A 21,875-nucleotide genomic window follows, 5' to 3' on the forward strand; every position below is an offset into this window, starting at 1 on the left:
TAACAGTAAACATTGATATCGAATGTAAAACCGTCATCGCGAGCAAGCTCGCTCCCACACTAGACTTGCTTCGTTTTACAGAATGTATTTCCCTAACTGGCAGGCATTACGCAAAACGCGCCACTCATCTTTTTCCGTTTGCCAACACCGGGGCACAGCTGATATCTGTACGCATAACCAGTACCTGCTCGCCATGGCGCTTTCAATCTGTGACAGTCAATCCGCTCGATGATCCCTTCTATTACCTGAACAACTTCCAGCAAGTGCTCGCCTGGCTTGAGCAACGCTATGTCGATGTGCTCAGCGTGGAGGAGCAGCAATTTATCGTCGATTTTGGTCGGTTACCGTGCGCCTCCCAGGCACTGCTGGTCAGAATGGTCATGCGCAAGGGCCTGCATTTTCGCCTCGACAAGTTGCACTATGCCGAAATTGGCGAAATCGCCCGTGCGGCAGAACCTTTGCTGAACCTTGGCTGGGTCGACGAACAGGTGCCACTGTCGATTGAGCAACTGTTCGAGGTGCTGCTCAAACCGGAAATCCTTCAGTGTTTCAGCACGGCCATCGAACAACCGAAAGCGAAAAAGTCTGACTGGCTGGCCGCATTGAGCGAGCAATTCACCCAGCCGCAGACTTTTAAGAAGTGGTGCCCAACGCTGGATGACCGGCTGTTGAGCCTGACCATCATGGACCTGTGCGATCGCCTGCGGCTGATGTTCTTCGGCAACCTGTATCAGGACTGGTCGGAGTTCGTACTGGCGGATCTTGGCATCTATACCTACGAGAAAGTCGAGTTTTGCGCCGAGTCCCGAGGCTTGCGCAGTCGTGACGACGTGAGCGCATTTCTCTATCTGCACGATTGCCAGCTGCGTTTTGAAGCTGGGGAAGCGCTGGCACAGGTCGTCGAACAGATCCAGGCACTGCAAACCGCCAACCCCTGGCTTGAGCGGCGGCGCGCCAAGCTGCTGTATCAGATCGGGCAACACTGCGAGCGCATCACCGATTTCCCGGCAGCGCTGGCGATCTACCGCGAATGTGCGTATCCCGGCGCCAGGTTGCGCTTGATCCGGGTGCTTGAGCGTTGCGCTGAGTTTCAATTGGCCCTGGAGTTGGCGACCGACGCTGAACAAGCGCCGGAGAGCGCCGCCGAGCAACAACAACTGTTGCGGGTGTTGCCCAGGTTGCGGCGCAAACTCGGCGGGCCGCCGGCGCCACGGATCAAGCCGCGCGAAGTTGAACGTCTGGACCTGAGCCTGTCGCGAGTCGACCCGGCGCTGTCGGTCGAGTTCCACGTTCAGGCTCATCTCGATGAGCCCACGGCACCGGTGCATTACGTCGAGAACAGCCTGATCAACTCGTTGTTCGGATTACTCTGCTGGCCGGCGATTTTCGCACCGTTGCCGGGGGCGTTTTTTCACCCGTTCCAGCGCGGGCCGGTGGACCTGCTCAACGAGGACTTTCATTCCCGGCGTGCCGAGTTGTTCCAGGCGTGCCTGGCAGAGCTGGACGATGGGCGTTATGCCGAGACCATCCGCCAGCGTTTTCGCGCCAAATCAGGTGTGCAGTCGCCCTTTGTGTTTTGGGGCGTGCTGACCGAGGAGCTGCTTGAGCAGGCGCTGGACTGTCTGCCGGCCGAACACCTCAAGCACTGGTTCAACCGCCTGTTACTGGACATCAAGGCCAATCGCGCCGGAATGCCGGACCTGATCCAGTTCTGGCCGCAACACAAGACCTACCGGATGATCGAAGTCAAAGGCCCGGGTGATCGCCTGCAAGACAACCAACTGCGCTGGCTGGAGTTCTGCCACGAGCATCAGATGCCTGTCGCCGTCTGTTATGTGCAATGGGCGGAGCTCGAGGCGTGAGCTACAGCGTTGCGGTGCGTGCGATGTGTGAGTTCACCGCCAAGGCCGGTGATCTCGACCTGCGCTTCACCCCGTCGCCGACTGCCCTGGAAGGCATCGTGGGCCACCGCACTGTAGCCTCGCGGCGCAGCGAGACGTATCAAAACGAAGTCGCTCTCGAAGGCGAGTACCGGCAGTTGACGGTCAGGGGCAGGGCGGACGGTTATGACCCTGGCCAGAACCGTCTTGAGGAAATCAAAACCTACCGTGGCGAGCTGGAGCGGATGCCGGCCAATCACCGCCAGTTGCATTGGGCTCAAGCGAAAATCTACGGCTGGTTGATGTGCCAGAAGCTGCAATTGGCCGAGATCAATCTGGCGCTGGTGTATTTCGATATCGTCAGCGAAAAGGAAACCAGTCTGCTCGAAACCTGGAGCGCGGTTCAGCTGGAGCACTTCTTCACGCTGCAGTGCGGGCTGTTTCTGCAGTGGGCCGAACAGGAAATGGCGCATCGTGAAGCGCGTAATCAGGCCGCGCAGGTGTTGCGCTTCCCGTACCCGGACTTTCGGCCGGGGCAACGCAACCTCGCCGAATCGGTGTTCAAAGCGGTCAGCACCGGTCGCTGTCTGATGGCTCAGGCACCGACCGGCATTGGCAAGACGGTGGGCACGCTGTTTCCGATGCTCAAGGCGTTGGCGCCGCAGCAACTGGACAAAGTGTTCTTCCTCACGGCCAAGACTCCCGGGCGCAAATTGGCGCTGGATGCGACCCAGGTCATCGTCGACAGCGCCGCTGGCTTGCCGTTGCGAGTGCTTGAGATGATTGCTCGCGACAAAGCCTGTGAGCACCTGGACAAAGCCTGTCACGGTGAATCCTGTCCGTTGGCGAAAGGCTTTTACGACCGCTTGCCGGCGGCACGCGAGGCCGCGAGCCGGGTGACACTGCTTAATCAGGCAGCCCTGCGCCAGGTTGCCTTGGAACATCAGGTCTGTCCGTATTACCTCAGCCAGGAAATGGCCCGCTGGGCTGACGTGGTGGTTGCCGACTACAACTACTATTTCGACTTCAGTGCGTTGTTGTTCGGTTTGGCCCAGGCCAACCAGTGGAAGGTTGCGGTGCTGGTGGATGAGGCCCACAACCTGGTGGAGCGCGGCCGGCAGATGTACAGCGCCAGCCTCGATCAATTCACGCTGACTGCGTTGCGCAAAAGCGCTCCCGAAGTTCTGAAGAAGGGTTTGCAGCGGGTCAACCGTGAATGGAACGCGCTGCACAAAACACAGCTCAGCCCTTATCAGGCCTACGCCAAGGCGCCGGACAAATTGTTGCAGGCGCTGTCGCTCTGCACGGCGGCCATCGGCGATTACCTCAACGATCACCCGCAAGGGCTGGACGCTGCGTTGCAAAGCTTCTATTTCGATGCGCTGCAATTCAGCCGGGTCGCCGAGCTGTTCGATGAGCATTTCCTGTTCGACATCAGCAAGCGCGATCTCAACAACACGCGCAGCCTTTCGCAGTTGTGTCTGCGCAACGTTGTCCCGGCCGGCTTTATCCGCCCGCGTCTGACGGCGGCACGCAGCACCGTGATGTTTTCCGCGACCTTGAGCCCGCAGCGCTATTACGCCGACCTGCTCGGGTTGCCGGCGACCACGGTGTGGATCGACGTCGAGTCGCCGTTCAGTGCCGAGCAGCTCAAGGTGCACATCGTCAGCCGGATCTCCACCCGGTTCGTGCACCGGCAGGCTTCGCTCGAGCCGATTGTCGAGCTGATGGCCCGACAGTTCACAGAGCGCCCCGGCAACTACCTGGCGTTTTTCAGCAGCTTTGATTATCTGCAACAGGTGGCGCAGTTGTTTGCCGAGACCTGGCCGCAGATCAACCAGTGGTCGCAGTCACGTGGCATGGACGAAGCCCGGCGTCAGGAGTTTCTTGAACAGTTCACGCCAGCTAGCCAGGGTATCGGCTTTGCGGTATTGGGCGGGGCGTTTGGTGAAGGCATCGACTTGCCGGGTTCACGGCTGATCGGCGCCTTCATCGCAACATTGGGATTGGCGCAACTGAACCCGGTCAACGAGCAACTGAAGCAGCGCATGGCCGCAATTTTCGGTGCCGGTTACGACTACACCTACCTGTTTCCCGGTGTGCAGAAGGTGGTGCAAGCCGCTGGACGGGTGATCCGTACCCAACAGGATCAAGGTGTAGTAATGCTGATCGATGACCGCTTTGGCGAAAGCAAGGTTCAACAGCTGCTGCCGCGTTGGTGGTCGGTCAGCGGACGTCTGTGAGGCGTCCCGCAGCCATCAATGCATGCCGACTGTCCAGTCGGCCCGGCGCTGAGTCTGAACCCCGCGTACCTGGCGCAGCATGCTGACCAGTTCTGCCGCAAATCGATGGCAATCGCCCGGCCAGCGTGCGGTCAGCAGGTTGCCGTCGCGCACGATAAACCCGTGTTGCGGTTTATCTGTCGAATCGCGTTGCGGGAACAGCGGTCCAGGCAAGAAGTCATGGGGGCTGGCCAATGCCGCGGTGACTTCGGCCTGCACTGTTTGTGGGTACGTGCGGTAGTAACGGCCGAGCCAGGGCGCGGTGACCCACCAGGCCGGCAGCTCCATGGTGTTGGCCAGCAATGCGGTCACCTTGCGACCGTGCAGCACCGAAAACACGTTGTCGGCATCCAGCGTGCGGGCCAGCAGCAATACGCCATGGCAGACCGCCGCGACCGGTTTCTGTGCCTCAAAGAAGTGCCGGACAATCCGCCGGGCGTCTTCGGATTCCAGCAAACTGCGCATACCCTTGGCATGCCCACCGGGGATTACCAGCCCCTCGAACTGCTCGGGATCCACGTCAGCATAGGCCATGGGCGACCTGAAATTTTCGTCGATGGTCATGGCCGCGTAATGCTGAAGATCTTCTTTGCGGGTCATCAGCAGCGAATTCAACGGACCGAAACCGATGTCCACCAGTCGCGCGTCGGCATACGCCGGTAAGCCTTGCGGCGTGGCAAAGCGCAGCTCGATCCCGGCGTCGTGTAACGCCTGCCAGGGCACGCTGCTTTCAGTGGGGTCGTAGTCAGCCTGAGGTAACAGGAAAAGCAGCATGCACAGGGCCTCGAGACGTCAGCGCGGGGGATCGGCTATTGACCAGAGTCTGGACGCAGTGTCAGGAGTACGCCAGCCATTGCCAGCATCATTCGATGCATGAAGAGGGCTTAAGCCGGCATGAACCGAAACTTGAACAGCGTGCACGGGTAGCCGTCGACAGACAGCTTATGGCAAGTGAACTCACCCTGGGTCAGCTGCGGGATGACTGTGGCCCAGAATGCCTGGGCCGGATGATTGGCGTCGATATGAAAAATCTGCCACTGACCGGGAAGCTGCTTGAGCAGGGCAGACACTGCACATTTCCCGACGCCGCGACCTCGATAGCGGCGACTGACGAAAAAGTAACCGATGTTGTACTGCACGTCGTCAAAACGAACCGCATCGTCAACCGTCACAAACCCGGCGATGTCGCCGTCAACCTTGATCAGAAACGGCTGCGTCGCAGGCTTTCTCCAGTAGTCGAGCATCGGCTGGATGGTGAAGAAACCGTGCGCGCCAAACTTCAGCGGCAGCCACTCGCTGAAGTCGTACATATAGAACTGCATCAGGTTTTCGATGCAGTCCAGTTCGTCCCGTTGTGCGCGGTGCAGTTCGATCGTGGCCATTGCCCGAAGCTCCAGTCGATTCGATGGCTATGGCCATTAACCTAGCACCTCACGCAAACGATGCCACAACATACCCAGTGCCAGGAGCGGTGTACGCAATGCACGCCCACCTGGAAAGGTCATGTGCGGCACCGCGCTGAAAACGTCCATGCCTTGACTGTGCCCGGCGTGAATCGCCTCGCCCAGCAAGCGCGCAGTCCAGTGCGTGACGTTAAGGCCATGCCCCGAATAACCCTGGGCGTAAAACACATTCGGGTGCTCTGGCAAACGCCCGACCTGAGGAAAACGGTTGGCAGAAATGCCAATCCGGCCGCCCCACTGATAGTCGATGCGCACGTTGGCCAGTTGCGGGAACACCTTGAGCATGTGCGGGCGCATATAGGCAGTGATATCCGCTGGATCGCGCCCCGAATAGTGGCAGGCGCCACCGAACAGCAGGCGCCGATCAGCCGAAAGCCGGTAGTAGTCGAGTCCGACTTTCTGGTCGCACAGCGCCAGATTCTGCGGGATCAACTCGGCGGCAGCCTGCGCCGATAACGGCTCGGTGGCGATGATGTAGCTGCCCGCCGGCAGCACCTTGCCGCTGAGTTTTGGCTCAAGCTCCTCCAGATGTGCGTTGCAGGCCAGCACCAGACTCCCGGCGCGCACCGTGCCGCTCGCGCAACGAACCTGCACGGTGCTGCCATGAATGATCTCCAGCACCGGGCTTTGCTCGAAGATCCGCACCCCCAGTGACTCGGCCACTCGTGCCTCGCCGAGTACCAGATTGAGTGGGTGCAGATGGCCGGAGCCCATGTCCACCAGTCCGCCCGCGTAAACACCGGAGTTCACCACTTGCCGCATGTCCTCGGGTCTGACGAGGCGGGTTTCGTGGGCATAACCCTGGGCGTTCAGCGCTTCCTGCTCCAGCTGAAACGCAGCGAATTGCGCGGGAGTGTTGGCCAGTTCGCAGAAGCCCCAACGCAGGTCGCAGTCGATGCCGTGCTCGCGGATGCGATTGCCCACGACCTCGACCGATTCGATGCCCGCGCGCTCCAGATAGCGCACACCTTCCTGACCGACGTAACGGGCAAAGCCCGAAACGTCATGGCCAATGCCGCGGATCAACTGCCCGCCGTTACGGCCACTGGCGCCCCAGCCGATCCGTCGCGCCTCCAGCAGGATCACCGAGAGCCCGCGCTGGGCCAGTTCAATGGCGGTGTTCACGCCGGTAAAACCGCCGCCAATCACGCAGACGTCGGCCTCAAGATCCGACGTCAGCGTCGGGTGTTGCACCATCGTGTTGGCGGAGGCGTTGTAATAGGAGCGGGCGTGCTCCGCCAACGGGTTCATTGCTGTTGCCTGATTCATTTGTTGGACTTCACTTTGCTCCAGGAACGGGTCATCACACGCATGATTTCCGCTGTCGGTGTGGTCGAGATATACAGCTTGTCCAGCACCGCCTGGGAGGGATAAACCTCTGGATTGTTCACCAGCTCCGCGTCCATGAACTGCTTGGCCGCAGGGTTGGGGTTGGCGTAACCGACGGTGGCGCTGACTTTGGCGATCACCTCCGGCTCCAGCAGGTAGTTGATGAATTCGTGGGCTTGCCTGGCGTTGCCAGCGTCTGCGGGCACGGCCAGCAAGTCGAACCAGAGGTTGCTGCCTTCCTTGGGAATCGCATAGGCGATGTTCACGCCGTTCTTCGCTTCCTTGGCACGATTCGCCGCCTGGAACACGTCCCCCGAGTAACCGAAGGCGATGCAGATGTCGCCGTTGGCCAGATCCGACACGTACTTGGAAGAGTGGAAGTAGGTGATGTAAGGGCGCAGCGTCAGCAGCTTGGCTTCGGCTTTTTTGTAGTCTTCGACATTCGAACTGCGTGGGTCCATGCCCATGTAGTTCAGCACCGCCGGGAACACTTCATCCGCCGAGTCCATCATCGACACGCCGCATTGGGTGAGCTTTTTCAGGTTTTCCGGTTCGAACAGCACGGCCCAGGAGTCGATGTGATCAACGCCCAGTACTTGTTTGATCTTGTCGACGTTGTAGCCGATGCCGTTAGTGCCCCACAGATACGGTACCGAATGCTCGTTACCCGGGTCGTTCTTCTCCAGCAACGTCAGCAATTTCGGGTCGAGGTTTTTCCAGTTCGGTAGCTGCGAGCGGTCCAGTTTGAGGAACGCCCCGGCTTTGACCTGACGCGCCAGGAAATGGTTGGAAGGCACCACCACGTCATACCCGGTACGCCCGGCGAGCAGTTTGCCTTCCAGGGTTTCGTTGGAGTCGAATACGTCGTAGATGACCTTGATACCGGTTTTCGCCTGGAAGTCGGCGAGGGTGGTCGTACCGATATAGTCGGTCCAGTTGTACACACTGACGCTCGGCTGCGCTTGTGCGCCGAGGCTGCAGAACAGCGCGAGCGCTGCGGGAACGACTGATTTCAATAGACGCATTTCGACACCCCTTTGAATGATTGTTTTCGATGTGTGTTTGGTCGGAGCTTTTCAGTCAAGTGCAATACATGTGGGAGCGAGCTTGCTCGCGATAGCGGCATTACATTCAACATCAATGCTGACTGAACTACCGCCATCGCGAGCAAGCTCGCTCCCACAGGGGTAGTGTTTCAATTGATAGAGATCAAACGCTCAGCAACAGGAACTCGCGCTCCCAGGAACTGATCACCCGCTTGAAGTTTTCGTGTTCGGCACGTTTGACCGCGACGTAGCCGCGGACGAACTTGGTCCCCAGATAACGTTCGATGGTCGGGCAGTTTTCCATGTGCGCCAACGCATCCTCGATGGTGATCGGCAGACGCAGGTTGCGTCGCTCATAGGCGCGGCCCTGCACTGGCGCACTCGGTTCGATGCGCTCGATCATGCCCAGGTAACCGCACAACAGGCTGGCGGCGATGGCCAGGTACGGGTTGGCATCGGCGCCCGGCAGGCGGTTTTCCACGCGCATGGCCTCGGGACTGGAGGTCGGTACGCGCAGGCCGACGGTGCGGTTTTCTTCGCCCCATTCGACGTTGACCGGTGCCGAGGTGTCCGGCAGGAAGCGGCGGAACGAGTTGACGTTGGGTGCGAACATCGGCAGCAGTTTCGGAATGTACTTTTGCAGACCGCCGATGTGGTGCAGGAACAGCTCGCTCATCTGGCCGTCGTCTGTGGCGAAGATCGGCTTGCCAGTGGCGATGTCGACCACGCTCTGGTGCAGGTGCATGGCGCTGCCGGGTTCGTCGCCGATCGGCTTGGCCATGAAGGTCGCGGTGACGTTGTGCTTGAGCGCCGCTTCGCGCAGGGTGCGCTTGAACACGGTGATCTGGTCGGCCAGATCCAGCGCATCGCCGTGACGGAAGTTGATTTCCATCTGTGCCGGGCCGTCTTCGTGGATCAGCGTGTCGAGGTCCAGACCTTGCAGTTCGCACCAGTCGTAGACGTCTTCGAACAGCGGATCAAATTCGTTGGCCGCATCGATGGAAAACGACTGGCGACCGCTTTCGGCACGGCCCGAACGGCCCAGCGGTGCCTTGAGCGGCAAGTCCGGATCTTCGCAGCGCTGGGTCAGGTAGAACTCCATTTCCGGCGCCACGATCGGCTGCCAGCCCTTGTCGGCATAGAGCTTGAGGACTTTCTTCAAGACGTTGCGCGGCGACAGTTCGATCGGATTGCCGAGCTTGTCGAAGGTGTCGTGAATCACGATGGCGGTCGGCTCGATGGCCCAAGGCACCACGTAAATCGCCGAAGAGTCCGGTCGGCAAACCATGTCGATGTCGGCAGGGTCGAGCAGGTCGTAGTAAATGTCGTCGTCGACAAAGTCCCCGGTTACCGTTTGCAACAGCACACTTTCCGGCAGGCGCATGCCTCGCTCATGCAGGAACTTGTTGGTGGGCGCAATTTTGCCGCGGGCGATGCCGGTCAGATCGCTGACAACACACTCGACTTCGGTAATCTTGTGATCTTTCAGCCATGTGGACAGCTGATCGAAAGGGGCATTCATAAAGACCTCGTTGTTGGTTTTATCAGCGCCAGAGTTGATCTCTGCATTCCGTACAAGCGGCAAGAGACTTCCCCTGTAGCGCGTTGACGACTATCTTGGGCGAGGCGTTTCGATCCATCTATCCACTTTAAGCAGAACCAGAACGCACCAAAAAAGTGCGCACAGGTCATTCCATGACAGAGTCAAACCCCTTGCACGTGCAGGCTTTCAACACCGCTGATGTCGCCGAACAGATCCGCGCGACCCCTGGGTGGGTGCAGCACTATCAGCAGATGTCGCCCGGGCATTTCGCAGGGCAAGTGCGTTATCTCGACCTGCAAGGCGTGGAGATTTACGAGGAGTGCATGAACACCCGTGTCGAGCAGAATTTCAGCGCTCCTCCGGGTTCACTGGCGTTCTGTTTCGATCGCAGCGACAACGCGCTTTATGTGTTGAACGGCGAAAGCCGCAACATCTGGATCACCCCGGAGAACTACCAGGAAGTGGCCGTGGTGTTCGGCCCGGAGTTCGTTCAGCGCCACGGACTGAGCATCGAGCGGCTGGAAGGCTTGTTCATGGCGCCGCTCAATTCGCAGCAGAACGCGTTGTTCAGCCGCTGGCTGAGCGGCACCTTGACGCGGCTGTCACAGACCTTTGATCCACCGAGCAAGGAAGCGCTGACCCAGCAGCTTCTGGACGACTGCCTGTTCATTCTCGACAACGCCTGTGTCTGTCTGGACCGAGGCGCGTTGCTGCGGCGGACAGGGGAGCGGGCGATCATGAAACGGGTGGGTGAATGGGCTGCCGACACTCCGGAAGAGAACCTCAATTTGCTGGAGCTTTCCCAGGTCGCCGAAGTCTCGCTGCGTCAGCTGCAACACGCGTTCAAAACCTACACCGGCATGGCGCCGACGCAATGGCTGCGCTTGCGCAGGCTCAACAGCGCCCGCCGCGAATTGCTCAGCCGAACGGCCACCGACACCACGGTGGCCGAAGTGGCGATGAACTGGTCGTTCTGGCACCTCGGCCGGTTTTCCAGCAACTACCGGGCGCTGTTCAAGGAATTACCGAGTGACACGCTCAAGCGCGCTTGCGCCAGTCCGCCGAATGGGCGCGTGCCTCGTTAGAATGTTGGTGGGGTAATCACCCATAACACCACCGCATCCACATCGCCGGGGTTGCCATAACGGTGGGGTTCCTGGCTGGAAAAGCTGAAGCTGTCGCCTTCGTTGAGCTGGAAATAACGCTCTGCGACCCACAACTCGAAACTCCCCGACAGCAGATAGCCGGCTTCTTCGCCTTCGTGGCTGTAGCTGTGCTGGCTGTAGGTGCCAGGCGGGAAGCGTGAATGGAGCATTTCCAGCTGACGGTTGGGTTGTGGCGTCAGTAGCTGGTCGACGATACCGTCTTCGTAATGCACGCTCATGCGGCTGTTCTTGCGCACCACGTAACCGTGGTCTTCGGGCGCGGTGTTGGCTTCACTGGCGAAGAACCACTGAATCGTCACGCCCAGGCTGCGGGCGATGTTGAACAGCGCGGGGATCGACGGGTAGGCGAGGTTGCGTTCGAGCTGGCTGATGTAGCCTGCTGTCAGCTCACTCAATTGCGCCAGTTCAGCCAGGGTCATGCCCCGACGTTTGCGCAGGCCGCGAATTCGTGTGCCGAGAAAATGCGGCTCGGCGCTGCCGGTTGCGGGCTGTGTCGTGCTGTTGCTCATGGTGAGTTCCGAACCGGGCTGATGAGCGAAATCCCTGTGGGAGCGAGCTTGCTCGCGATAGCGGCAGCACATTCAACATCAATGTTGGCTGACCCGCCTCTATCGCGAGCAAGCTCGCTCCCACAGGTTATACGGACCCGGAGTATAAACAGCCTCACAGTTCCCAGGCGACTTTCAAGCCTTCGTAAATCGCTTCTTCGGCGGTACGCGGTGCCAGGCAGTCGCCGATACGCCGAAACTCCACCAGGCCTTGCAGCTCGAAACCCAGGGTGTCCACCGGTTGATGGCCCTGGCAGAGCACCAGCGTGTCGATGTTTTCGAACAGCATCGGTTCACCGCTGGCGGTGTGTTGCAGGTAAACGGTGTTGTCATCGCAGCCATAAAACCGCGCATAAGGCGTGATCGGGATGCCGAGCTTATGCAGTTCTCCGGCCAGTTGGTCGCGCACGTACAGCGGCAGGTTTTCCCCGCAATGGGTGCCATTGACCGCCAGTTGCACTTGATGACCGGCGCGCACCAGACGCTCGGCGATACCGGGGCCGATCCAGTCACAGCGCCAGTCGACCACCACCACCGAACGGCCGATCTGCACCTCATCGCGCAGCACCTGCCAGGCATCCACCACCTGCAACTCACCACCGCGTTCGAACGGCGGCCAGTAGGGCTCGGCTCCCGTGGCGACGATCACCATGTCCGGCCGTTCGCGCTCCACCAACGCCCGGTCGACACGGGTATTGCGCACCACGCGCACCCCGGCCAGTTCCATCTCGCGCTGGAGGTTGGTGCTGGCACCGCCGAACTCGCTGCGTCGTGGCAGCAGTTGCGCCAGCAGCACTTGGCCGCCGAGTTGCGCGCTGGCCTCGTAAAGGGTCACCTCATGTCCGCGCTGCGCGGCCACCGCAGCGGCTTTCATCCCGGCCGGACCACCGCCGGCAATCATGATGCGTTTGCGCCGGGTGGTCGGTTGCCGTTTGCCGAACAGCAGCTCGCGACCGGTTTCCGGGTGCTGGATGCAGGAGATCGGCAAACCCTTGTGGAAGTGCCCGATGCACGCCTGATTGCAGGCGATGCAGGCCCGCACATCTTCGGCGCGGCCGGCGTCGGTCTTGTTGGGCATTTGCGGGTCGCAAATCAGCGCGCGGGTCATGCCGCAGACATCGGCCTGGCCACGCGCCAGAATCAGTTCGGCTTCCTGCGGCTGGTTGATGCGGCCAGTGACGAACAGCGGAATGTTCAGGCTGGCCTTGAACGTCCCGGCTTCCTTGGCCAGGTAAGCCGCTTCGATCGCCATCGGCGGCACGATATGCACCGCGCCGCCCAACGACGCCGAGGTGCCGGCGACGATGTGCACGTAATCCAGCTGCGCTTGCAGCGACTTGACGGCCTCCAGCGACTCGTCTTCGGTGAGCCCTTCGGGGTCGCGCTCATCGGCGGAAATGCGCAAACCGATGATGAAGTGTTCATCGGTGTTGGCGCGCACGGCGGCGATCACTTCGCGCAAAAAGCGCAGGCGCTGTTCCAGATCACCGTTGTACTCGTCGGTGCGGCGATTAACCCGTGGATTGATGAATTGCGCCGGCAGGTAACCATGGCTGGCGACCACTTCGACACCGTCCAGCCCAGCCTGATACAGGCGCCTTGCGGCGGCGCCATAACCGCAGACGATTTCGTCGATCATCGCCTGATCGAGGGCTCGCGGCATCACCCGGAAACGCTCGTTGGGCACTGCCGAAGGCGAGTAGGCGACCGCCAGCAGGCCATCGCTGGACTCCATGATCTCGCGACCCGGATGGAAGATCTGCGAGAGCACCACGGTGCCGTGGGCGTGACAGCTTTGCGCGAGCTTTCGGTAGCCCTCGATGCAAGCGTCGTCGGTGGCCATCAGCACATGCGAGGTGTAGCGCGCGCTGTCATGCACGCCGGCCACTTGCAACACGATCAGCCCGACACCGCCTTCGGCGCGCGCCTTGTGGTAGGCGATCAGTTGCTCGTTGACCAGGTTATCGGTGGGCATCGAGGTGTCATGACCGCTGGACATGATGCGGTTTTTCAGGCGTTTGCCACGAATCTGCAACGGTTCGAACAGATGCGTAAAAGCTGGGGTCGAGGTCGGCATGGTGCGGGTACTCCAGGCGGGCTGAAGCCGAAAGGCCGGGGTTTCGGCGTTGTTATTATTGCCCTATAGAAATTTACCGCCAGTAAAAAATCAACTTGTTTTTTTACTGGCGCTTGCAGTAGCTTATTTTGGCGCCCACTCCTGGGGCGAACCTCACCACAATAAAAAAGGGTCACGTCGGCGTTTGCTCACGTGATACCTGCACGAGGAACCACTGATGAAATCGAATACGCTCAAGCACGGTTTTTATCCCTTGTTGCTGACCCTGGCCATGGGCCTCGGCAGCGCACAGGCAGCACCGGAGATGGTGGTGGTAGGTTACGGCGGAGCCGGACAAAAAGCCCAGGATGTGGCGTTCTTCCAACCCTTCAGCGCGGCGGATCGGAGCAAGCTGATCCAGAGTGAATATAACGGCGAGATGGCCCGGATCAAAGTGATGGTCGACACCGGTAACGTCGATTGGGACGTGGTGCAGATCGAAGGCCCGGACCTGATGCGCGGCTGCGACGAAGGCATGTACGAACGCCTGGACTGGAAGAGTCTGGGACACGCCGAGCAGTTGATCCCGGATGCCGCGCAGGAATGCGGTTCCGCCGCGCTGGTGTGGAGCGTGGCGATCGCCTACGACACCCAGAAGTTTGCGCAGGCCCCGACCTCGTGGGCCGACTTCTGGGATGTGCAGAAATTCCCCGGCAAACGCGGGCTGCGCAAACGTGCGGTGTACAACCTGGAGTTCGCCTTGCTGGCGGATGGGGTGAAGGTCGAGGACGTGTATTCGGTACTGAGCACCCCGCAGGGCGTGGATCGGGCATTCGCCAAACTCACCGAACTCAAACCGCATATCCAGTGGTGGGAAGCCGGCGCGCAACCGGCGCAATGGCTGACCGCTGGCGATGTGGTGATGACTTCGACCTACAGTGGGCGTGTGGCCGCCGCTGCGCAGAGCGGCAGTCATTTCGGGCTGGTCTGGCCGGGCAGCCTGTACGGCATGGACTACTGGGCAATCATCAAGGGTTCCAAGCATGTCGATCAGGCCAAGCGCTTTATCGCTTTTGCCAACCAGCCGGATGCGCAGGTCAAGTATGTCGAGCAGATCCCTTATGGCCCGACCAACACCCAAGCCGCCGCCCGGCTGGACAGCAAACTGGCGCAATGGGTGCCGACTGCGCCGCAAAACCTCAAGGGCGCGCTGTCGATGAACGTGGCGTTTTGGGTCGATCACGGCGAGGAACTTGAAGAGCGTTTCAACGCCTGGGCCAGCAAGTAATTGCAACGGGCTGGACGTGTGAAAGCGTCCAGCTTTACCGTCTGCGCAGCCGATCAGCCTGGAGAACCAGAACAATGAACGAGATCGCAACCCACCTTGGCGCCACGCCTCAACGCAACGCCACCGAGCAGCGCCTGCGTGAGGAACTGGCGGCGTGTTATCGATTGATCGCGCACTTTCGCATGACCGATCTGATCTTTACCCACATTTCAGTGCGCCTGCCGGGGCCTGAACATCACTTTCTGATCAACCCTTACGGGCTGATGTTCGATGAGATCACGGCCTCCAATCTAGTGAAGATCGGCCTGGATGGCCGGGCCGTGGAGCCATCGCCGTACCCGGTCAATCCGGCGGGTTTCGTGATTCACAGCGCGATTCACGGTGCCCGGGAAGACGCGCACTGCGTGCTGCACACCCACACCAGATCCGGCTGTGCGGTGGCGGCGTTGAAGTGTGGGTTGTTGCCGGTGAACCAGATTTCCATGGAGTTTTATGGTCGGGTTGCTTACCACGACTATGAAGGCGTGGCGCTGGACCTGAGTGAGCAGCAGCGCCTGGTGCACGACCTTGGCGACAAGCCGGTATTGATGTTGCGCAATCATGGTTTGCTGACCGTCGGTGAAACCGTGAGTCAGGCCTTCTTGCGTATGTATTACCTGGAAAAGGCCTGCGAAATCCAACTGGCCGCGCAAGCCTGTGGTGAGCTGGTACTTCCGCCGGCCGACGTTTGCGAATACACCGAGCGCCAGTTCAACGACCACAGTCGACCGCTGGACGAGGGCGAGTTGAGCGATCCGGATGGCATGCAACTGGTGTGGCCTGCGCTGTTGCGATTGCTTGAGCGGGTAGCGCCGGGTTATCGCGATTGATCTGAGTGCCCTGTGTTGAATGGGCTGGCCTCATCGCGAGCAGGCTCGCTCCCACACTTGATCCGGGTGGCCACAATCACTTGTGCTCGACACATAACCCTGTGGGAGCGAGCTTGCTCGCGATGGGGGCAACACGGTCACTCAGGCGTGCGACTGACTGGAGACTTGCCATGCTCTTGCTGTACAGTCGTTTAGCTCGCGGTCTTCCCGGCCGCGACCCCTAACGATTGATCCAGGAGAGTGTCGCGCATGAGTCAGGAAGCCCGTTTTTCCCGCATGGAGCCGGAGCTGCGCAAGGCCAACCTGATCGAGGCGACGTTGGTGTGCCTCAAGCGCCACGGCTTTCAGGGCGCGTCGATCCGCAAGATTTCCGCCGAGGCCGGGGTCTCGGTCGGGTTGATCAGTCATCACTACTCCGGCAAGGATGAACTGGTGGCCGAGGCCTACATGGCAGTCACCGGGCGGGTCATGAGCCTGTTGCGCGAAGCCATGGAACAGGCCGCACCCACTGCGCGTGAGCGCTTGTCGGCGTTCTTCCGGGGTTCGTTTTCCGCTGAGCTATTGGACCCACAACTGCTGGATGCCTGGCTGGCGTTCTGGGGCGCGGTCAAAACCGCGGAAGCGATCAATCTGGCGCACGAACATTCCTATGGCGAGTACCGCGACATATTGCGCAAGGTCCTGACCGAGTTGGCGCAGGAGGAGGGCTGGGAACGGTTCGACGCCGATCTGGCGGCCATCAGCCTTAGCGCCTTGCTCGACGGCTTGTGGCTGGAGTCGGGACTCAACCCCGGCACGTTTACCCCGGAGCAGGGCATACAGATTTGCGAAGCCTGGGTCGACGGTTTGCAGGCCGGTGGACGCCAGCGTTTTTGCTTGCAGACGACGGGCTGTTGATCACCCGTTCAGCAATGGATACTCTCTGGCGCCGGTGCGGGAAAAAACTCTAATAAGAAACACGCCTTCGGGCATACGCAGGACACCAAGCGATGACTCCTCGGGTACTGATCGTCGATGACGATCCGCTGATTCGCGAACTGCTGCACGCCTACCTGTCCCAGGAAGGCTACGACGTACATTGCGCCGCCACGGCGGAGCTGGCCGAAACCTTTCTGGCGAGCCAGACGGTCGATCTGGTGATGCTCGATATTCGTCTGCCGGGCAAGGACGGCCTGACCCTGACCCGGGAGCTGCGGGTCCGTTCGGAGGTCGGGATCATTCTGATCACCGGCCGCAATGATGAAATCGACCGCATCGTCGGGCTTGAGTGCGGCGCCGATGACTATGTGATCAAACCCCTGAATCCGCGAGAACTGGTGTCCCGGGCAAAAAACCTGGTGCGCCGGGTTCGTCATGCGCAGACGCCGCAACCGGTGGCGGCTATCTCCCGGCCGGTCAAACAGTTCGCCGCGTGGGCGCTGGATACCGACCGTCGTCGGCTGATCGACCACGCCGGCAGCGAAACCCTGCTGACCCACGGCGAGTACCAGTTGCTCAGTGTGTTTCTGCGCAACAGTGGCCACACCTTGAGTCGTGATCAGTTGATGGATCAGATCCGTAACCGCGAGTGGGTGCCGAACGATCGCTCCATCGACGTGCTGGTCGGACGCTTGCGGCGCAAGTTGCACGACGATCCGGCCGAGCCGCAATTGATCATCACCATCCACGGCGCCGGTTATCTGTTCACCGCCAGCGTGGCGGCCTGAGGCGCATGCTGCGGCTATTTTGTCTGATGATGGCGCTGGTGTTGGCACTGACCGCCAACAGCGCGATGGCGGCAGAGAAAATTCGCTATTGCGACTATCCGGTGTACCCGCCGATTTCCTGGAGCGACGGCAAACAGGTGCGCGGCCTGGCCCCCAGCGTGGTGAAAAACCTGTTCGGGCAACTCGGCTACGAGGTCGAGATGGTCGTGCTCGGCAACTGGAAACGCTGCCTGCTGGACGCCGCCGAAGGCCGGGTCGACGTGGTACTGGCCTACAGCACTGCGCAACGCGAACAAAGCATGCGGTTCTCGACGGTGCCGGTGTTGCGCGAAGAAGTCGCGCTGTTCATCAACCGTCAGCATCCGGTGAAGTTCGAACGTCTGGAGGACCTGGCCAATTACCGGGGCGGGCTGTTGTTCGGTGAAAGTTACGGCGTGGATTTCGACCGCTTTGTCGCGCAACACCAGAACATCGAATGGGTTTCCGACAGTAGCCAGAACTTCGGCAAACTGATTCGCGGGCGCATTGATTTCATCACCTCGGAGCGGCGCACCGGGCAGCTTTACGTCGAAAACCTGCCGGGGGCGCAAGACATCGTTGCCTTGCCCAATGCCTTGAGTGTGGATTACCTGAGGATCGCGGTATCGCGCCGTTCACCGCTGGCCAGTCGCATGCCGGAAATCGACGCGCAGTTGAAGCGCATGGTCGATGCCGGGGAAGTCGATCGTTTATTGAACGAAAGCGAAGTCACCTATCGCGACATGATCAACCTGCCGGCGGATGCACAATGATCCGCGCACGGCCCGGCGGACTGTTGCGGCGTCTGTTGCTGTTCATTCTGTTGTTCAGCCTGTGCTTCACGGTGCTGGCGAGTACCGTGCAACTGTATTTCGAGTACCGCCGCGAGATGCGCGACATCGACTCACGCATGGAGCTGATTCGCGCCGGATACCTGGCCAGTCTGGAACGCAGCCTTTGGGACCTGAACCAGGAACAGTTGAATGTGCAACTGCGTGGTCTGGTGGATTTCTCCGACGTGGCCCGGGTTCATCTGACCAGTCCGGACTTCGATCTGCTGCAAGGCAGCCCGGACCCGATCGGGCCGTTGCGCATCGAGCGATTTGAACTGGACTATCAACCGCCGGCAGGTCCCGTGCGGCATCTTGGGCAATTGGAAGTCAGCACTGATTTGGGGGCGGTGCATCAGCGGCTGTTCGCCACCGGTTTGACCAGTCTGTTGTGGATGAGCGTATTTCTCTGCGGGTTGGCGGTGGCCCTGTCGGGACTGTTTTACCGTCTGGTCACGCGCCATCTGCAAGTCATGGCCGGGTTTGCCCGGCGCATCGCTGCCGGCGACTGGCATGAGCCCTTGCACCTGGACAAGAGCCGCGGCGCCCACGAAGACGAAATCGATACGGTGGCTCACGCCCTGGACGATATGCGTCGGGCGATCCTCAGCGACATTGCCCGGCGCGAAACTGATCGTCTGGCGTTGCAAGATAACCGTGATGAACTGCTGAGGATGGTCGAGCGCCGTACCGCCAGCCTGATGCGTGCCAAGGATGAAGCCGAAGCGGCCAACCTCGCCAAGTCGCGGTTTCTGGCGACCATGAGCCATGAACTGCGCACGCCGCTGAACGGCATCCTTGGCATGGCCGAGTTGCTGCGCGGCGCCAGCCTTGATGAGCGCGACGGTAAACGTCTGGATGCGCTGTACAAGGCTGGCGAAGGGTTGCTGACGATTCTCAACGAAGTGCTGTATTTCGCCCGGCTGGAAGAGGGCGAAAGCCACCCGGAACCGGTCGATTTCTCGGTCCGGCAATTACTCGACGAGGTGCTGACGCTGCTGGAGCCGCGGGCGCTGAGCAACGACACGACACTGCACTGCCGCATCGATCCGCAGGTCGCCGACAGGCACCACGGCGCCGAGCAGTTTTTGCGTCAGGTGTTGAGCAACCTGCTGGCCAACGCGATCAAGTTCACCGAAGGCGGGCGGGTCAGCGTCAAGGTGACGCTACTGGCGCAAGCCGCGGGCCAGAGCGGTCAACGGCTGCGCTTAAGTGTGACGGACAACGGCATCGGCATTGCCCCGGCGATGCAGGAGAAAATCTTCGAGCGTTTCACCCAGGCCAGCGAAGATGTTGCGCAACGGTTTGGCGGCACCGGCCTCGGCCTGGCCATTTGCAAACACTTGGTGGAGCAGTTGGGCGGGCGGATCGGCGTTGACAGTGAAGTGTGGCGCGGCAGTTGTTTCTGGTTTGAGCTGACGTTGCAACCGGCCACCGGCGTGACTGAAGTGGTGTCGAGCAGTGCACCGGGCCGGGCGCTTAATGTTCTAGTGGTCGAGGATGTGGCGCTGAACCGTGAAGTGGTCAGCGGTTTGCTGCAACGCGATGGGCATCAAGTCTGGCTCGCCGAAGAGGCCGGGCAGGCGCTGACACACTGCGCGAGCCAGACCTTCGATTTGATCCTGCTCGATGTGCACCTGCCGGGTATCAGCGGTGTCGAGTTGTGCAAACTGATCCGCAGCAACGCCGGCCCGAACCGCCACAGCCGGATTTTCGCCCTGACCGCCAGTGTGCAACCCGCCCTGGTGCGCGGTTATCTGGATGCCGGGATGGACGGCATTCTTGCCAAACCCTTGAAGCTGGAAAACCTGCGGCAGGCGCTGGCCGGGCAGTCGCCAACTCCTGAGCCGCAGCACGATGACGAGGCGATGGATTGGCCGTTGTTAGACACTCACCGGACCTTGCTCGGCGAACAGAAGGTTCAGGGCTTGCTGGCGGTATTGCGCAACTCGATCACCCAGCACCGGGACGCACTGACCGAGGCCATCGAGGCCGACGACTGTACCGAAGTCGCCCATCTGGCCCATCGTCTGGCCGGCAGCAGCGATTCACTGGGCTTTCGCGCATTGGCCAACGTGCTGCGCACGCTGGAAGAGGCGGCGCTGGTCAACGATGCGTCCGCGCTGCGAGTGCTGGCACCACGGGTGCATGAGCAATTGCAGCGTTCGCAACAGACGCTGGCAGAGCTGTTGCACGCTTGATGTACAAGCCTGACGTACAAAAACGTTACGACTTTTTACATCTTTGATCTTTGCGTTCAACGCGAACTTACATGGGTTTCCAATAATCGACACAACCGCCTCAGTGCGGTCTTCGAAGCTTATTGGAGATAATAATAATGAACTGCCGTAAAGCTGATCCTTCCCAGCGCCATGACGTCCTGTCATCCGCCGCGCACCTCGCCGACTACTGAGGTGCCGACATGAGCGAAACTATCGAACGCAAAGGCATACAACTGACCCGCGCCCTGAAAAGCCGGCACATTTTCATGCTCTCGTTGGGCGGCGTGATCGGCACCGGGCTGTTCATGGGCTCCGGCGTGACCATCAATCAGGGTGGTCCGGTGGGGGCGATTCTGGCCTATCTGGTTGCCGGTTTCCTGATGTACCTGGTGATGGTTTGCCTCGGCGAACTGTCGGTACAAATGCCGGTATCCGGGTCGTTCCAGACCCACGCGACCAAGTTCATCGGGCCGGCCACCGGTTTCATGATCGGTTGGGTGTACTGGATGAGTTGGGCAAGCACCGTGGGCCTGGAATTCACCGCGGCAGGGATGTTGATGGTGCGCTGGTTCCCCACCGTGCCGATCTGGTACTGGTCGGCGCTGTTCGTGGTTGTCCTGTTCGGCCTGAATGCCCTGGCGACCCGTGCTTTTGGTGAAGCGGAATACTGGTTCTCCGGGATCAAGGTCGCAGCGATTCTCGGTTTCATCGTGGTCGGCGTACTGGTGATCTTCGGCGCCATCCCGCTGACCAGTGGCGCACCAGCGCCAATGATGACCAACCTGATTGGCGACTCGTTGTTTCCCAACGGCCTGTCGGCAGTGTTCGCGGTGATGATGACCGTGGTCTACGCCTTCCAGGGTTGCGAGATCATGGGCGTGGCCGCCGGCGAAACCGATCAACCGGAAAAAAGCATCCCGCGTGCCGTGCGCAACGTGGTGTTCCGCGTGTTGATCTTCTACGTACTGGCGATCGTGGTGCTGTCGGCCATTGTGCCGTGGCAGCAGGCCGGGTTGATGGAAAGCCCGTTCGTGCAGGTGTTCGACATGGTCGGCATTCCTTACGCCGCCGACCTGATGAACTTCGTGATCCTTACGGCGATTCTGTCGGTCGGTAACTCCGGTCTGTACGCCTCGACCCGCATTTTGTGGGCCATGTCGAAAACCGGCATGGCGCCGAAATGCCTGTCTCCATTGAGCAAGCGCGGCGTGCCATTGCGGGCGCTGAGCATCACCTTGTGCTTCGCGCTGGTGTCGCTGATGACCAGTTTCATCGCTGCCGACACGCTGTTCATGGTGTTGATGGCGGTGAGTGGCATGTCCGGCACCGTGACCTGGATCGTCATTGCACTGGCGCAGTACAAGTTCCGCAAAGCCTATCTGCGCGATGGTGGAAAACTCAGCGACCTGAAATACCGTGCACCGTGGTTCCCGCTGTTGCCAATCCTGTGCATCGCCTTGTGCTGCTCGCTGTTCGTGTTCCTGGCGATGGATGAAACCCAGCGTCCTTCGCTGTATTGGGGTTTTGGGTTCATGGCGCTGTGCTACGGCGCGTATTTCCTGATTCATCATCGCAAACGCCAGACCGTGCTAGCGCCGAGCTTACCGACCGTTTGATTCCTTGATTTAG

General features: G+C 60.3%; 17 protein-coding genes. 10 read left to right on the forward strand and 7 right to left on the reverse strand.

The window, feature by feature from the left end:
• The first annotated feature begins 209 nt into the window (after positions 1-209).
• Both AC1RKH_RS03625 and AC1RKH_RS03630 read left to right on the forward strand, forming a co-directional pair.
• Entirely contained in the window at positions 210-1,862 is a 1,653-nt protein-coding gene (locus AC1RKH_RS03625) for a VRR-NUC domain-containing protein (protein ID WP_493061140.1), read from the forward strand.
• On the forward strand, positions 1,859-4,123 hold the full coding sequence (locus tag AC1RKH_RS03630) for an ATP-dependent DNA helicase (protein WP_493061141.1): 2,265 nt from the start codon (positions 1,859-1,861) through the stop codon (positions 4,121-4,123). The genes AC1RKH_RS03625 and AC1RKH_RS03630 overlap by 4 nt, the downstream gene beginning before the upstream one ends.
• 15 nt (positions 4,124-4,138) lie before the next feature.
• Here AC1RKH_RS03630 and AC1RKH_RS03635 read toward each other — a convergent pair whose 3' ends face one another.
• The 5 genes from AC1RKH_RS03635 to AC1RKH_RS03655 all read right to left on the reverse strand — a co-directional run bounded on the left by AC1RKH_RS03635 (position 4,139) and on the right by AC1RKH_RS03655 (position 9,522).
• Entirely contained in the window at positions 4,139-4,936 is a 798-nt protein-coding gene (locus AC1RKH_RS03635; RefSeq protein ID WP_493061142.1) for a DJ-1/PfpI family protein, read from the reverse strand.
• 110 nt (positions 4,937-5,046) lie between these two features.
• Positions 5,047-5,544 carry a GNAT family N-acetyltransferase gene (locus tag AC1RKH_RS03640; RefSeq protein ID WP_493061143.1) on the reverse strand — a complete coding sequence of 166 codons (498 nt, stop codon included), beginning with the start codon at positions 5,542-5,544 and terminating at the stop codon, positions 5,047-5,049.
• A 36-nt stretch (positions 5,545-5,580) separates the two neighbouring features.
• Positions 5,581-6,894: an NAD(P)/FAD-dependent oxidoreductase gene (locus AC1RKH_RS03645; protein WP_493061144.1), complete on the reverse strand. Its 1,314-nt coding sequence runs from the start codon at positions 6,892-6,894 to the stop codon at positions 5,581-5,583.
• Positions 6,891-7,979, reverse strand: a complete 1,089-nt coding sequence (locus AC1RKH_RS03650; protein WP_493061145.1) for a polyamine ABC transporter substrate-binding protein — start codon at positions 7,977-7,979, stop codon at positions 6,891-6,893. The genes AC1RKH_RS03645 and AC1RKH_RS03650 overlap by 4 nt, the downstream gene beginning before the upstream one ends.
• A 184-nt stretch (positions 7,980-8,163) precedes the next feature.
• Entirely contained in the window at positions 8,164-9,522 is a 1,359-nt protein-coding gene (locus tag AC1RKH_RS03655; RefSeq protein WP_123424586.1) for a glutamine synthetase family protein, read from the reverse strand.
• 173 nt (positions 9,523-9,695) lie between these two features.
• On the opposite strand from AC1RKH_RS03655, the gene AC1RKH_RS03660 reads away from it, so the two are divergent.
• The gene (locus AC1RKH_RS03660) at positions 9,696-10,628 is read left to right on the forward strand and encodes a helix-turn-helix domain-containing protein (protein ID WP_493061146.1); all 933 of its coding nucleotides are present in this window, start codon (positions 9,696-9,698) and stop codon (positions 10,626-10,628) included.
• On the opposite strand, the gene AC1RKH_RS03665 is transcribed toward AC1RKH_RS03660, so the two are convergent.
• The gene (locus tag AC1RKH_RS03665; protein WP_493061147.1) at positions 10,625-11,218 is read right to left on the reverse strand and encodes a cupin domain-containing protein; all 594 of its coding nucleotides are present in this window, start codon (positions 11,216-11,218) and stop codon (positions 10,625-10,627) included. The two genes, AC1RKH_RS03660 and AC1RKH_RS03665, sit on opposite strands and share 4 nt — an antisense overlap.
• A 154-nt stretch (positions 11,219-11,372) precedes the next feature.
• A complete protein-coding gene (locus AC1RKH_RS03670) occupies positions 11,373-13,334 on the reverse strand; it encodes an oxidoreductase (protein WP_493061148.1) in 1,962 nt (653 codons plus the stop codon).
• 217 nt (positions 13,335-13,551) lie between these two features.
• Here AC1RKH_RS03670 and AC1RKH_RS03675 point away from each other — a divergent pair, with 217 nt between their 5' ends.
• The 7 genes from AC1RKH_RS03675 to AC1RKH_RS03705 all read left to right on the forward strand — a co-directional run bounded on the left by AC1RKH_RS03675 (position 13,552) and on the right by AC1RKH_RS03705 (position 21,862).
• On the forward strand, positions 13,552-14,601 hold the full coding sequence (locus AC1RKH_RS03675) for an ABC transporter substrate-binding protein (protein WP_493061149.1): 1,050 nt from the start codon (positions 13,552-13,554) through the stop codon (positions 14,599-14,601).
• Positions 14,602-14,675: 74 nt separating this feature from the next.
• Positions 14,676-15,470, forward strand: coding sequence for a class II aldolase/adducin family protein (locus tag AC1RKH_RS03680; RefSeq protein WP_493061150.1), 795 nt, complete (start codon positions 14,676-14,678; stop codon positions 15,468-15,470).
• A gap of 249 nt (positions 15,471-15,719) precedes the next feature.
• The gene (locus tag AC1RKH_RS03685) at positions 15,720-16,367 is read left to right on the forward strand and encodes a TetR family transcriptional regulator C-terminal domain-containing protein (protein WP_493061151.1); all 648 of its coding nucleotides are present in this window, start codon (positions 15,720-15,722) and stop codon (positions 16,365-16,367) included.
• A gap of 92 nt (positions 16,368-16,459) precedes the next feature.
• On the forward strand, positions 16,460-17,176 hold the full coding sequence (locus AC1RKH_RS03690) for a response regulator (RefSeq protein ID WP_123424594.1): 717 nt from the start codon (positions 16,460-16,462) through the stop codon (positions 17,174-17,176).
• Between the two features lie 5 nt (positions 17,177-17,181).
• Positions 17,182-17,967, forward strand: a complete 786-nt coding sequence (locus tag AC1RKH_RS03695) for a substrate-binding periplasmic protein (RefSeq protein WP_493061152.1) — start codon at positions 17,182-17,184, stop codon at positions 17,965-17,967.
• Positions 17,964-20,225: an ATP-binding protein gene (locus AC1RKH_RS03700; protein ID WP_493061153.1), complete on the forward strand. Its 2,262-nt coding sequence runs from the start codon at positions 17,964-17,966 to the stop codon at positions 20,223-20,225. The genes AC1RKH_RS03695 and AC1RKH_RS03700 overlap by 4 nt, the downstream gene beginning before the upstream one ends.
• 221 nt (positions 20,226-20,446) lie before the next feature.
• Entirely contained in the window at positions 20,447-21,862 is a 1,416-nt protein-coding gene (locus AC1RKH_RS03705; RefSeq protein WP_493061154.1) for an amino acid permease, read from the forward strand.
• Positions 21,863-21,875 lie beyond the last annotated feature (13 nt).

It is taken from the genome of Pseudomonas sp. GW822-FHT06B12 (assembly GCF_058799675.1).

What these genes read in the sequence shown, in the direction of transcription:
- AC1RKH_RS03685 (WP_493061151.1), top strand. Translation starts at nt 15,720, where the DNA reads ATGAGTCAGGAAGCCCGTTTTTCCCGCATGGAGCCGGAGCTGCGCAAG.
- AC1RKH_RS03680 (WP_493061150.1), top strand. Translation starts at nt 14,676, where the DNA reads ATGAACGAGATCGCAACCCACCTTGGCGCCACGCCTCAACGCAACGCC.
- AC1RKH_RS03640 (WP_493061143.1), bottom strand. Translation starts at nt 5,544, where the DNA reads ATGGCCACGATCGAACTGCACCGCGCACAACGGGACGAACTGGACTGC.
- AC1RKH_RS03675 (WP_493061149.1), top strand. Translation starts at nt 13,552, where the DNA reads ATGAAATCGAATACGCTCAAGCACGGTTTTTATCCCTTGTTGCTGACC.
- AC1RKH_RS03655 (WP_123424586.1), bottom strand. Translation starts at nt 9,522, where the DNA reads ATGAATGCCCCTTTCGATCAGCTGTCCACATGGCTGAAAGATCACAAG.
- AC1RKH_RS03670 (WP_493061148.1), bottom strand. Translation starts at nt 13,334, where the DNA reads ATGCCGACCTCGACCCCAGCTTTTACGCATCTGTTCGAACCGTTGCAG.
- AC1RKH_RS03700 (WP_493061153.1), top strand. Translation starts at nt 17,964, where the DNA reads ATGATCCGCGCACGGCCCGGCGGACTGTTGCGGCGTCTGTTGCTGTTC.
- AC1RKH_RS03705 (WP_493061154.1), top strand. Translation starts at nt 20,447, where the DNA reads ATGAGCGAAACTATCGAACGCAAAGGCATACAACTGACCCGCGCCCTG.
- AC1RKH_RS03660 (WP_493061146.1), top strand. Translation starts at nt 9,696, where the DNA reads ATGACAGAGTCAAACCCCTTGCACGTGCAGGCTTTCAACACCGCTGAT.
- AC1RKH_RS03665 (WP_493061147.1), bottom strand. Translation starts at nt 11,218, where the DNA reads ATGAGCAACAGCACGACACAGCCCGCAACCGGCAGCGCCGAGCCGCAT.
- AC1RKH_RS03650 (WP_493061145.1), bottom strand. Translation starts at nt 7,979, where the DNA reads ATGCGTCTATTGAAATCAGTCGTTCCCGCAGCGCTCGCGCTGTTCTGC.
- AC1RKH_RS03690 (WP_123424594.1), top strand. Translation starts at nt 16,460, where the DNA reads ATGACTCCTCGGGTACTGATCGTCGATGACGATCCGCTGATTCGCGAA.
- AC1RKH_RS03645 (WP_493061144.1), bottom strand. Translation starts at nt 6,894, where the DNA reads ATGAATCAGGCAACAGCAATGAACCCGTTGGCGGAGCACGCCCGCTCC.
- AC1RKH_RS03635 (WP_493061142.1), bottom strand. Translation starts at nt 4,936, where the DNA reads ATGCTGCTTTTCCTGTTACCTCAGGCTGACTACGACCCCACTGAAAGC.
- AC1RKH_RS03695 (WP_493061152.1), top strand. Translation starts at nt 17,182, where the DNA reads ATGCTGCGGCTATTTTGTCTGATGATGGCGCTGGTGTTGGCACTGACC.